At 65.6% G+C, this 11,634-nt stretch carries 12 protein-coding genes; 5 read left to right on the top strand and 7 right to left on the bottom strand.

Annotation, left to right across the window (positions count from 1 at the left end; genetic code table 11):
- Genes ACODSK_RS17190 through ACODSK_RS17180 form a run of 3 tightly spaced genes read left to right on the top strand, consistent with a single transcriptional unit; the run spans window position 1 to window position 1,852 of the window.
- Window positions 1-885, top strand: coding sequence for a type II secretion system F family protein (locus tag ACODSK_RS17190; RefSeq protein ID WP_489017802.1), 885 nt, complete (start codon window positions 1-3; stop codon window positions 883-885).
- 14 nt (window positions 886-899) lie between these two features.
- Entirely contained in the window at window positions 900-1,580 is a 681-nt protein-coding gene (locus ACODSK_RS17185) for a tetratricopeptide repeat protein (protein ID WP_489017801.1), read from the top strand.
- Window positions 1,577-1,852: a DUF3613 domain-containing protein gene (locus ACODSK_RS17180; protein ID WP_489017800.1), complete on the top strand. Its 276-nt coding sequence runs from the start codon at window positions 1,577-1,579 to the stop codon at window positions 1,850-1,852. Before ACODSK_RS17185 ends, ACODSK_RS17180 begins: the two co-directional genes overlap by 4 nt.
- 224 nt (window positions 1,853-2,076) lie before the next feature.
- On the opposite strand, the gene ACODSK_RS17175 is transcribed toward ACODSK_RS17180, so the two are convergent.
- Entirely contained in the window at window positions 2,077-2,859 is a 783-nt protein-coding gene (locus ACODSK_RS17175; protein ID WP_489017832.1) for a response regulator, read from the bottom strand.
- 138 nt (window positions 2,860-2,997) lie between these two features.
- On the bottom strand, window positions 2,998-3,468 hold the full coding sequence (locus ACODSK_RS17170; protein ID WP_489017799.1) for a prepilin peptidase: 471 nt from the start codon (window positions 3,466-3,468) through the stop codon (window positions 2,998-3,000).
- A gap of 75 nt (window positions 3,469-3,543) precedes the next feature.
- On the opposite strand from ACODSK_RS17170, the gene ACODSK_RS17165 reads away from it, so the two are divergent.
- Complete coding sequence (locus ACODSK_RS17165; protein ID WP_489017798.1) at window positions 3,544-3,987, top strand: TadE/TadG family type IV pilus assembly protein; 444 nt, start codon at window positions 3,544-3,546, stop codon at window positions 3,985-3,987.
- On the top strand, window positions 3,984-6,641 hold the full coding sequence (locus ACODSK_RS17160; protein ID WP_489017797.1) for a PAS domain-containing sensor histidine kinase: 2,658 nt from the start codon (window positions 3,984-3,986) through the stop codon (window positions 6,639-6,641). Before ACODSK_RS17165 ends, ACODSK_RS17160 begins: the two co-directional genes overlap by 4 nt.
- Here ACODSK_RS17160 and ACODSK_RS17155 read toward each other — a convergent pair.
- The 5 genes from ACODSK_RS17155 to ACODSK_RS17135 all read right to left on the bottom strand — a co-directional run bounded on the left by ACODSK_RS17155 (window position 6,626) and on the right by ACODSK_RS17135 (window position 11,016).
- Window positions 6,626-8,575 (bottom strand): pilus assembly protein TadG-related protein, encoded by a 1,950-nt coding sequence (locus tag ACODSK_RS17155; RefSeq protein ID WP_489017795.1) that lies wholly within the window; start codon window positions 8,573-8,575, stop codon window positions 6,626-6,628. The two genes, ACODSK_RS17160 and ACODSK_RS17155, sit on opposite strands and share 16 nt — an antisense overlap.
- A 177-nt stretch (window positions 8,576-8,752) precedes the next feature.
- On the bottom strand, window positions 8,753-9,313 hold the full coding sequence (locus tag ACODSK_RS17150) for a DUF4136 domain-containing protein (RefSeq protein WP_489017794.1): 561 nt from the start codon (window positions 9,311-9,313) through the stop codon (window positions 8,753-8,755).
- 17 nt (window positions 9,314-9,330) lie between these two features.
- Window positions 9,331-9,954, bottom strand: coding sequence for a DUF4136 domain-containing protein (locus tag ACODSK_RS17145; RefSeq protein WP_489017793.1), 624 nt, complete (start codon window positions 9,952-9,954; stop codon window positions 9,331-9,333).
- Between the two features lie 10 nt (window positions 9,955-9,964).
- Entirely contained in the window at window positions 9,965-10,714 is a 750-nt protein-coding gene (locus tag ACODSK_RS17140) for a methyltransferase (protein ID WP_489017792.1), read from the bottom strand.
- Window positions 10,711-11,016: a MazG-like family protein gene (locus tag ACODSK_RS17135; protein ID WP_489017791.1), complete on the bottom strand. Its 306-nt coding sequence runs from the start codon at window positions 11,014-11,016 to the stop codon at window positions 10,711-10,713. The genes ACODSK_RS17140 and ACODSK_RS17135 overlap by 4 nt, the downstream gene beginning before the upstream one ends.
- Window positions 11,017-11,634 lie beyond the last annotated feature (618 nt).

The following is an 11,634-nucleotide window of genomic DNA, read 5'->3' as shown; positions in this document are numbered from 1 at the left end:
ATGGCCTTGTTGATCAGTGCCGTGCTGTTCTTCCTCACCTTCGTGCTGCTGGTCTCGGTGCTGGCCCGGCAGCACCGGCGCGAACGCCTGATCGCCATGCGCCTGCAAGGGCAGCCGACCCCGCAGGAGGAGGAGGACAGTTGGCTGCAGCGCCTGGGCAACAGTGCCCTGGCTCAGCGCTCGCTGAACCTGGATGGCGAGACCCGCATGCTGCTCGACCGCATCGGCTGGCGCCGCTCGCGGCAGCGCTCGTTGTTCGCCGCGCTGCAGGTGGGTGTACCGCTGCTGGGGCTGGGGATCGCGGTGGTTGTGCAGCAGCTGTTCTATCCCGACAGCCGCACGCCCTTGCTGATGCCGATATTCGGCCTGGGTATCGGCTATCTGCTGCCCAAGCGTGTCCTCGCCTGGTCGGCGGCGCGGCGCCAGCGCCAGATCGCCGAGGAAGTGTCCAGCTTCATTCCGCTGCTGCGCATCCTCTTCGACTCCGGGCTGGCGGTGGAGCAAAGCCTGCGCATCCTCAGTACCGAAGGCCGGCAGTTGCTGCCGGTGCTGAGCGAAGAGCTGCGCCTGATCCTGGTGCGGGTCGATTCCGGGTTGGCCCTGGCTCCGGAACTGGAGCAGACCGCGAAGCTGCTATCGGTGGACGAGTTCAACGATACCTGCGTGATTCTCCAGCAGTTGCTGACCCAGGGTGGCGGCGCGATGAAGTCGCTGCTGGCGCTCAAGCAACTGCTCGATGACCGGCGTCTGACCCGGTTGCAGGAAAGGATTTCGAAAATGTCCGGGAAGATGTCCATCGTCATGATGGTGTTCCTGTTCCCGGCGCTGTTGATCGTTCTGGCTGGTCCCGGGCTTACCGCCCTGGCCCGGGCCTTCAGTTCCTGAAAGGGGAGAGGTGCATGAAGCTTGCGGGATTGATCGTTGGAGCGCTGCTGTTGACCGGCTGCGCCGGTCAGAATGGAGCGCCCTGGCTGGCGCTGTCGGGGAGCCCGGGTACCTGTCCCAAGCCGGACTCCTCGCAGGATCTGGCCCTGAGCATGGCCGATGAAATGCTCGCCGACGGGCGTCCCCATGCCAGCCTCGCCCATCTGGAGGAAATGCCCGACAACCTGATCCAGGTGCGCGTGCGCAAGGCCAAGGTGCTGCGCCTGATTGGCAGCAGCGACGCCGAGCCCTTGTATCGCGGACTGCTCGGCACTTGCATGGCTGCCGAGGCAGAGCACGGCCTGGGCCAACTGGCGGCGGACCGTGGCGACAAGGTCCAGGCCCGGCAGCACCTGATGCGCGCCGCACGCCTGGCGCCGACCGACGAAAAGGTGCGCAACGACCTTGGGGTGATCTACCTGGAGCTGGGTGATCTGGAGAAGGCGCGCTTCGAATTTCTTACCGCCATCGAACTGAAGGACGACCGTCTCGCGGCGGTCAATCTGGTCACCCTGTTGCTGTACCAGGACAAGTGGCAGCAGGCTGCCGACCTGGTCAGCCGCCTGGGCCTGAGTGCCGCGCAGTTCAGCGAAGCCCAGGCCCGTGCCGAGCAACTCAAACCTGGCGGCACGCAGCCGCCCCGGAGTTCGTCATGAAGGCTCGAATCCTCACCGTGACCCTGCTTGCCAGCCTGCCCCTGATGGCCAGCGCGATGCCACCGGGGCCATCGTCCAAGGCCCAGCTCACCACCGAAACCTGGCTGCAACTCCAGCCCCGCGGCCTGCACGCCTCGGACAAGCCGCAGGAGGCCACGCCGCGGGAGTACGACAAGTCCATGGAGCGCTGGTTGAAGGTGTATGACTACAAGATTCCGGAGGTCTTCAAGTGGGAGAAGGTGAGTTCCGGGAGTTCAGGGGGCACCAAGTGATCCTGTGTCGAATTTGATGGCCTGATCGCTGGCAAGCCAGCTCCCACAGGGACCGCGCCGAGCACAGATACTGTGACCGGCCCAAAACCCTGTGGGAGTCGGCTTGCCGACGATGAGGCCAGCACTCACAACTTCAATCTGCCTGCCACCATGGAATCTCCCACAGTGCCGAACCTGTGGGAGCTGGCTTGCCAGCGATGGGGCCTTTGGCAGCCCTGCTGTACTCAGTGCTCGGTAACCCTCTGCCGCATCCCCGCGCCATTGGGCGACAGCGCCAGCGCCAGTTGGGTGCGGTTGTGCATGTGGGTCAGGCGCAGCACCTGGGAGACGTACAGCTTCACTGTGTTCTCGGTGATGCCCAGCTCGCAGGCGATCTGGTAGTTGGTCTTGCCCTGGCCGACCAGCCGGGCCACGTCGAGCTGGCGCGGCGATAGCGGGGCGAAGATGGTCGGGATGGCTTCGCCGTCGGCTGCGCTTTCCTCGCTGGCTTCCACCCGGGTCGGCGCCTGGGTGCGGGCCTTGTCGAGGTCCTGGTAGAGGTCGTCGATGGATTCCGCCAGGTACTTGAGCTTCTGGTTCAGGTGACCCAGTTGCTGATAGTCCTTCTGCCGCGCCAGCAGCACGTTCTCCTGGCGTTGCAGGCCTTCGAGCAGTTCGCCGAGGTCGACCGGCTTCTGGTAGTAGTCGGCGAAGCCTTCGCGCAGGGCCTTGATCACGTCCTGCTTGTCGGCGCGGCCGGTGAGCATGATGGCTTCGAAGATGCGCTCGGTGCCGGCGATGCTTTTCAGCGCCTTGACCAGCTCGATGCCGTCGTACTCGGGCATGTTCAGGTCACACACGATCAGGCCGATGCCCGGGTCGGCCTTGAAGCGCTCGATGGCATTGACGCTGGAATGGCAGGGTACGCAACGGTAACCGCTGCTTTCGAGAAACTCGCACAACTCTTCGACGATCAACGGCTGGTCATCGACGACGAGCACTTTCACTTGGCTGGTTGGCATTTGAATCGCGACTCCATGCTGAAGTGCCCTTCCTGTAATGCTGCCAAGGAGCGGTCCCGGGTCACGGTGGGGCACTATCTAGAAAGTAGTCGCTCCTTTCAATTATTTACAAGGAGTGACACCCGGATTAGAGGGCTCAGGCGACTAATGGATCCACAAAACCGAGAGCAAAAAGCCGCTGAACAGGAAGGGCGCGAACGGCTGTTTTTTTGACAGTTCTTCCTGCATCTCGCGAAGGCGCTTCTTAAGCTTTTGATTGAGCAAGGACCATATCCAGCGCCGCCCGATCAGCCAGGCCAGCACGGTGACCCCGGCACCGATGAAAGTACCGAGCAGATACCACTGGTCGGTTGCCAGGGCCAGGGCACCGAGCAATTTCACGTCGCCGGCGCCAAGCCGACCAAGGATATAACCCGGAAGGGTTAACAACATCACCAAGGCCAGGGCCAGGGCGGCATCGGCGGGTTCGGCGCCGATCCAGGTGTGTCCGGTGAAGAGCAGGTAGGCGAGGGCGAAGGCGGCTGCACCGAGAGTCAGGGTGTTGGCGATCTGCCGTTCACGGACATCCTGTTCAGCGCAGAGGGCAAGCCACAACAGCAGGACGAGACTTTGCATTGGCGAAACGCCATCCCTTGGTCGGATTGATTCTATATTTGTCTGGTAGGTGTCACTGTCAGGGTAGACGCGATCATGAAAGCAAGCCTTGCTGGACGGCAAAAAGGTGCGGTGGCCATTGAGTTCGCCCTTGTGTTCCTGATGTTCTTCGCGGTGTTCTACGGATTGCTCAGCTACAGCCTGCCGATGCTGATGGTGCAGTCGTTCAACCAGGCCAGCAGCGAGGCGGTACGCCGTTGCGTGGCCCTGGATCCGGCCAGCGCCAGTTACGGCACCGACGTCACCAACCTGGCCCGACAGACCCTGGAGCAGCAGTTGTCCTGGCTGCCCGGTCCGCTGAGCTTCCAGTTCGCTACGGACGCCACGGTGACCCTGAGTGGCACCAGGCTGCTCACGGTCAGCGTCCACTACAGCAAGAGCAAGCTGACCTCGACCCTGCCGGTGCTGGTCCTGCCGGTCATCGGCGAGATCCCGCGCTTGCCGACGACCCTGGGCACCCAGACGAGCCTGCAGCTTTGAACGGCGGCTCGGGGCTGTTCGAGCGCTGGCGGACCCGCGCCGGCGAAACCCGGGACTGGCCGGAGGCGTCGGCGCCGCCGGCGGTCGGCCTGCAACTGTGGCTGGACCCGCAAGGCCGCGTGCTGCGCCTGAGCGGCCCGCTGCGCACGGCGCTGGCGCTGCCCGCGCAGATGCCGGCCCATCTGCACGACTACGTGCAGCCGCAGAGCCTGCTGGCCCTGGAGGGCGAGCCGGCGGACTGGCAGGCTCATCCCCTGGACCTGGACTTCCGCGCCGCCGCCGGCCACAGCCTGCACACCCGCGGCTGGTTGCTGCCCCAGGCCGAGGGCTGGCTGTTGCAACTGTTCGATATCGGCGACCTGATCCAGCAACAGCGCCAGGGCGTCGAAGCCCGTCAGCAGCAACTGCTGGCGGGGGAGATCGCCGCCGCGCTGCGCGATTGCAGTCTGTCCCACCTGAACGACGAAGCCGAGGAGCAGTTGCAGCGCCTGGCCTGGTACTGGCGGGCGACCTGGGCGGCCATCCTGTTGCCGGGTGCCCACGGCTGGAAGTGCCTGGTCCATAGCGGCGACAGCCTGCCCATGAGCGAAGGGCGGCTGAACCTGGCGCTCAATGCCCTGCCTGCCGGGCATCTGTCCCACAGCAGCCGCCAGGCGGTTTTGCAGGCCCTGGAAATACCCTTCTACCTGATGCCCCACACCCAGCAGCATGAGGTCCGCGCCTGGCTGTTGTGCGAGGACAGTGGCGGGCCGCGCCTGGACGACGAGGCCCTGCTGCTGGCCGATGCCCTGCTCGAACCCTTGCTCGCGCGCCTGGCCGGCGATCGCCTGCAGGCCAGCCAGCAGCGCCTGGACAATGTCCAGGGTCTGTTAGGGGCCGGCTGGTGGGAGTGGACTCCGCAGGACTCCAGCCTGCACCTGGCGCCGGGCCTGGCAGCGAGCTTCGGCGTGCCGGCGCGGATCAGCCTGGCCGACTGGCTGGCCCAGGTGCACCCGGCCGACCGCGAGGCGACGTTGCTGGCCTTCACCGCCCTGCAACGCCAGGGCGACAGCCTGCAACTGTGCCTGCGCCTGTTGGGCGATACGCCGCGCTGGTATCGCCTGTGCGGCGAGATCGGCGGCCAGGGCGACGCCCGGCGCCTGCAGGGCTTCATGCTCGATATCAGCGATATCAAGCAGCAGGAACAGCAAGCCAGCGCTGCCCATGCGCGGCTCGATAACCTGATCGCCAGCTCGCCGGCGGTGATCTACATCCAGCGCTACGAAGACGGCGCGTTGCACGCCGAATTCTTCAGCGCCAGCCTGCAACCCTTGCTGGGCTGGCGCAGCACGCCGGGCGAGCGCTTGCAGCCGGCGCACTGGGTGCATCCGGACGACCAGCCGCTGTGGCTGGAGCGTACCCGCACGCTGCTGCGCGAGGGCCAGGTGCGCAGTCGCTATCGCCTGCGTGACCGCGACGGCGGCTGGCATTGGCTGCTCGACGAAGCCCGCCTGTTGCGCAACGACCTGGGCATGCCGGTGGAGGCGGTGGGCTTGTGGCTCGACGTCACCGAGGCGACCCAGACCGCCGAGCGCGTGCGCCAGAGCGAGGAGCGCTACCGCGTGCTGGTGGAGGACTCGCCGGCGATGATCTGTCGCTATCGACCCGACCTCGAACTGCTCTACGGCAACCAGCCGCTGGCCGATTACCTGGAATGTACGCCGGCGCAATTGCCGGGGATGAACCTGGGCGCGTGGATGTCGGCGGAGCAGCGTGAGCTGTTTGTGCAGCGCATTGCCGGGCTTACCCCGCAGGCACCGGTGAGCAGCGACGAAGTCTGCCTGCAACTGCCGGGACGCCAGCATGCCTGGTGGGTCTGGTCCGACCGCGGGCTGTTCGACGAGCAGGGGCGGCTGCTGGAAATCCAGGCGGTGGGCCGCGACAACACCGAGGTGCGCCGGGCCCAGCAACTGGTCCTGCAGAGCGCCAAGATGGCCACCCTGGGCGAAATGTCCACCGGCTTGGCCCATGAGATCAACCAGCCGCTCAATGTCATGCGCATGGCCGTGGTCAACGCGCTCAAGCGCATGGAAAACGGCGACCTGGACGTGGAGTACCTGCAGGAGAAACTCAAGCGCATCGATGCCCAGGTGGTGCGAGCCTCCAAGGTGGTCGATCACATGCGCGTGTTCGGCCGTCGCTCCGAGGTCGAGCGGGCGCTGTTCGAGCCCTGGCTGGCGGTGGAGGGCGCGCTGTCGCTGCTGGCCGACGGCATGGCGGCCAAGGGCATCGACATCCACCTCGGCGACCCGCTGGAAGGGTCGATCTACGGGCATCAGGACCAGTTGGAGCAGGTGCTGATCAACCTGATGGTCAATGCCCGCGATGTGCTGCTGGAGAAGAAGCCGGCGCAGCTATGGATCTCGCTGACTGGCGAGTGCGACGCGCAATGGCTGCGGTTGATCGTCGAAGACAGCGGCGGTGGGGTCGAGCCGCGTCTGCTGGAGCGCATCTTCGAGCCCTTCTTCACCACCAAGCCGGCCGGGGTCGGAACCGGGCTTGGGCTGTCGGTGAGCTATCGCATCGTCGAAAGCATGGGCGGCAGCCTGAGTGTCGACAACGCTGAGCACGGCGCGCGCTTCGTGATCGCCTTGCCGCTTCAGAGCACCAGATGAGCGCGGTTGTTGCTGCAATCGAGGTTGGCGCCGACATCGACCACCATCAGGTCGATGCCGAGCACCTTGAGCAGTGAGTTGATCAGCGGGTCGGTGATGCGCCCGAGCAGGGTGGTGATCTGCGGCAGGAGGATGGTCACCACGTTGTTCAGCAGGCTGGTGGCCGAGGTCACCACCTGGGCGAGCGGGGTGCTGCCCTGGGGTTGGTAGGTCAGCAACTGGATGCCGCTGAAGGTGCTGCCGAGGCTGCTGACGGCATTGCTGGCGCCGGGTGTGGTCAGGTAGACCGGTGGCTGGTCGAGGTTGGGCGGGGCGCTGGTGCCGCTGAAGACCAGCGGTGAGGCGCCGGGTGGCGAGCCGATCGCGGCCGTGGCGACCTTGATGCCCACACCCCCGCCGGCGTAGGGCACCCGGGTGCCGCAGCCCAGGGTGATCAGCGTCAGCTTGGTGCACACGTTGGTGCCGAAGTCGATCAGCGGAATGGGCTGCACGGCGGCGTTGCCCGAGGTGAAGAAATCACTGGCCGTGTTGAACTTGCCGAGGGAGACCCAGGCAGCGGCGGACTTTGTGCTGGCGGTCAGGCTCTTGTTCGGCGAGCAACTGTAGTTGGTCACCTGGCTGGTCGCCGAGGCGACTTCCAGGCCGATGTCGAGGTGCGGTGGCGAGTCGGGTACCAGCTGGATATCGCTGACCTTGCACGGTACCAGGATCAGGCAGCCGACCGATTGCAGGGTGCCGTTGAGGTTGAGGCTGAGCAGCGGGTTGATGATGTTGGTCAGCGGCGTGGCCAGGTTGAGCACGGCGTTGGTCAGCCCGGCGATGGAGCCGAGCACCGGCAGGTTGAGGGAGGCCAGCACGCGCACCTGCGCGGTGTGCACTTCGATCACGTCGGTGGCCGGGTTGCCGATGGCCGATAGCTGCTCCGGCTCGATTACCTTGACCTTGATCGTGCCGGTCACCAGGCCGAGCAGGTTCAGCGGGATCTGCGCGATCGCCGCGCTGTTTTTCGCCGCCAGCATCACCGCGGCCTGGACCAGGTCGATGGCGTTGAGCGTGGCATCGAGCCCGGCGGTGGAGGTACCGTTCTTCAGGTCGAGGATGTCGCCCAGCTGGATCAGCGTGCTGTTGTCGGCACCTGCCACCACCGTGCCCAGGTTGGTCACCACGCTTGCCGCCGCGCCGCTGCGCGAGAGCACCGTGGCGGCGGCGCGGATCAGGTCGGTGGCGCGCAGGTTCTTGCTCAGCAACTGGTCGTACTGGCCGGCGCCGACGTTGACGTCGATGGCCAGTTGGTCGAGGAAGTCGAGCAGGTCGATATTGGTGTTGGCGATGCCTTGCCAGCCCACTGCGTCCAGGGTGACCCGGCCGCCGAGGGGATCGATCAAGGCGTTGAGCAGGGCCGATTTGCTCGAATCCATGGTCGCCAGGGTCGAGCGCAGGCGCAGCATGGCCCGTGGCGGCAGTGGCGCGGCGGCCACGGCCTGGGCCTGCAGTGTGGTGGTGGCGGGGATCGCCTGGCCGGCCACCAGGCTGCGAATGCCGGCGGCGAAGCTGGTGGGCACATTGTTGGTTGCCACCACCTGGATGGCCTGGGCGATGGCCGGGTTGGCGCTGAAGCTGCGCCGGCTGGCGGCGCCGGTGGTCACGCTGCCGCAACTGGTGGCCAGGGTCCGGCCGTTGCCGACGCTGAAGCCGTTGCGGTTGGCGCTGACGATGGCGAGTGCCGCCGCCTGCGGGCCGATGCCGTTGCAGGTCGCGCTTTGTCCGGCGGCTTCCAGGGCGGCCATATCGACCACCCGCTGCAACTTGCGTTTTTCCATGTACAGCCGCCCGCCATCCACCGCAAGCAGGCCGAAGACCAGGGCCATGGCCAGGGTCAGCACCGCTACCAGACCAATGGCGCCGCGCTGGCGTTTCGCGAATCGGGGAGACACGAGCACTCCTTTGCCGGCACATGCCGTGCACGTCGCGTGCGTTCAAGGAGTGTAGTCAAGAACATGGCCAGTCGCCTGTACTGGCTTGTGGGAGCGGGTTCACCCGCGATTGCGATAGTGAATTCGCCATCGTTATCGCGGGTAAACCCGCTCCCACAGGGGCCCGGCACAATCCATCTAGCGTGGCGGGTAGTTGGCCAGCACCTGGGCGACGGTTTTCTGGATCGCCGTGTTGCGCTCTTCAGGCGTCGGCGGGTAGTGGTTCATTACCTGCTCGGCACTGCCGCGCCAGACCAGCTTGCCGTCGCGGCCATCGAACAGGTCGACCTGGATGGTCGCCACCTTGTATTCGACGGTGCGGGTCTCGGCGAAGGACGGGCCGCCCCAGTAGCCGCCGTAGTAGCCACCCCAGCCGCCACCATACTGGGTGGTGATCTGCTGGTGACGGTTTTCCACGATCAGGTAGGTCTGCACGTTGAGGTCGCCGCGGCTGCCGGCCTGGGCCGGGCGCAGGCCACGTTGGTCAAGTTGTCCGCTGACGGCCTGGCGGATGCGCTGTTCGGTGAGGTCGCTCTTGATCCGCGGGTCGTCCGGGCGGTACTGCAGCGCCGGCTCCTGCCAGGTCCAGCTGCGGTAGCCGGCGAAGTCGCGGCTGGCGTCGAAGTCCTGGGTGACGTTGTTGCTCTGGCAGGCTGCAAGCAGTGCCAGCAAGGACAGTAAGGCGAGACGTCGGAACATGATGATTCTCCAAGGGACTAGCTGGGAGGATAGCCGCTCATGGCTTTGTCGACGGCCTTGCGCAGGGCGTCGGCGCGATCGGCCAGGGAGCCCCGGCTGTCGGTCTCGGCACTGGCGCTCCAGACCGGCTGGCCGCTGCCGGCATCGAACAGATCGACGCGTACCACCAGCACTTCGACCTCGTAGGTACGGACCACCGGCACGCTGCCGTAGACCCCATAGCTGTTGCCGTAATAGCCGTGGCGGTAGCCCATGCCGCCGTAGCCGCCGTAGGGGTAATAGTCATCGTCGCGGTACTGGCGCAGGCGGCGCTCCAGGCGCATATCGGCGCTGACCAGCAGATCGCCGCGGGCCTCCCGCGCCGGGCGCAGGCCGCGCTGGTCGAGGGCATTGCTGACTGCCTCGGCCAGTTGCGCCGGATCGGCCGACGCGCTGCCGGCCGGCAACTGGCCGTTGCGCCAGCTCCAGTTGCGGTAGCGTCCGTAGTCGCGGGCTGGGGCCGGGTAGGCGCTGCGGTCGAAGGTGGTGGCTGCCTGCGGCGGTGCTGGTGGCAGGGGATTGGAGCTGGCGACATAGGGGTTGCTGCCCTGGCAGGCGGCCAGGGTCAGGCAGGCAGTGGCAAGAACGACACGGTACGGCATGCGGCTCTCCCTAACGGGGACGGCAGATCCAGTGCAGATAGCGGCCAAGGCCGGCGAAGGCCGGGTGGCGACGGTGGGCCAGTTCCATTTCCAGCAGGTCGAGGAGTTCGGCGCGGGCCTGGAACTCGGTGGGCATGTAGTCGTGGAAGACCCGCACGCCACTCTCGGCTTCTACCTGCCATAGACCTTCAAGTTGCGCCTTGAGTTCGCGTGGATCAAGGGGTTTCTGCGGGGTCAGGCTCTGCTTTTCGCCGGCCAGGGTATTGCGCCGCATCTTGCGGAAATGGCCCTTGAGCAGGTTGCGGTAGACCAGCGCATCGCGGTTGTAGAAGGCCAGGGACAGCAGGCCGTCGGCGCGGGTCAGTTGATGCAGCACCGGCAGGATCGACTCGGGTTCGGCCAGCCATTCCAGCACCGCGTGGCACAGCACCAGGTCGTAGGGCTCGGTCAGTTCGCCGAGCAGGTCCTGCCAGGGCGCCTGGATGAAGGTGGCGTGCTGGTTGGCAGCGGCGAAGCGTTCGCGGGCGCCGTCGAGCATCGGTGCCGCCGGTTCGGCCAGGGTCAGTTGGTGACCGCGTTCGGCCAGCCACAGGGCCATATGGCCGAGGCCGGCGCCGATATCGAGGATGCGCAGCGGGCGGTCCGGCAGGACTTCGGCGAGGTCGGCCTGAAGCACGGCCAGGCGGATCGCGCCCTTGGCGCCGCCGTAGATCTTCTCGGCGAAGCGGGTCGCCAGGGCATCGAAATGGCGGTCGTTCATTTGGCGAAGCGCCTCTCGCTATCGGCCAGCTTGGCCCGGACGACCTGTTCCATGTCCAGGCCGAGTTCGCTGCACAGCAGAAGCAGATACAGCACGATATCGCCCACTTCCTGGCCGGCGTGTGCCAACTGATCGGCGGGCAGCTGGCGCGACTGGTCTTCGCTCAGCCACTGGAAGATCTCCACCAGCTCGGCCATCTCCACGCTGGCGGCCATGGCCAGGTTCTTCGGGCTATGGAAACCGCGCCAATCGTTGTTGTCGCGGATGGTGTGCAGGCGTTGGGTGAGTTCTTGCAGATTCATTTCGGGTCTCCTGAGGCGGTATAGCTTCAGGGGGAAGTGGTGGGCTGGCAAGGGGACTGGTGGCGTCTGGTCGGGCCAATCGCTGGCAACGCCAGCTCCCACGGGGTTTTGTGTCGTGCTTCGGCTTTGTGGACAGCCTGGTACTCAGTGGGAGCCGGCGTTGCCGGCGATGAGGCCGCATGCTTTAACACATAACTTCTGGAGTACGAGGGCTCCGGTCCTTAACCTGTTCGGCCTCTTCTTAATGGCGGCTGTGTGCAGGAGACCCTCGGGTCTGCCGGGTTCTCTGCTCACCCGGTTTTCCACCCTTCACACCGCCGCCACCCATTTAGTGCTTCGGCCCTAAGCGCTCTGCGGCGGGCATGAAACAGCATGCTTAAACACAAAGTTTCTGGAACCTGAAAATCCTAGGACGTAACCTACGCGATCTGTCGGTCTTGGCTTCCTTGCTCATGGAAACCACTCCTTCTAGGCTTTCGCGGTCGCTGATGACTGGCGACCGGGTGTGGAAACCTGAGCTGGTGAAAAGATCTGCTATGGCAGCTGTGCGCGGGAGGCTTTCGGGCCTGCCGGGTTTACCTTTTCACTCGGTTTTCCACCCCGCGTACAGCCGCCACC

This window comes from Pseudomonas sp. FG98, from assembly GCF_057808595.1.
The sequence above is the reverse complement of the archived record's forward strand: the minus strand, read 5'-3'. Positions and strand labels throughout refer to the sequence as shown.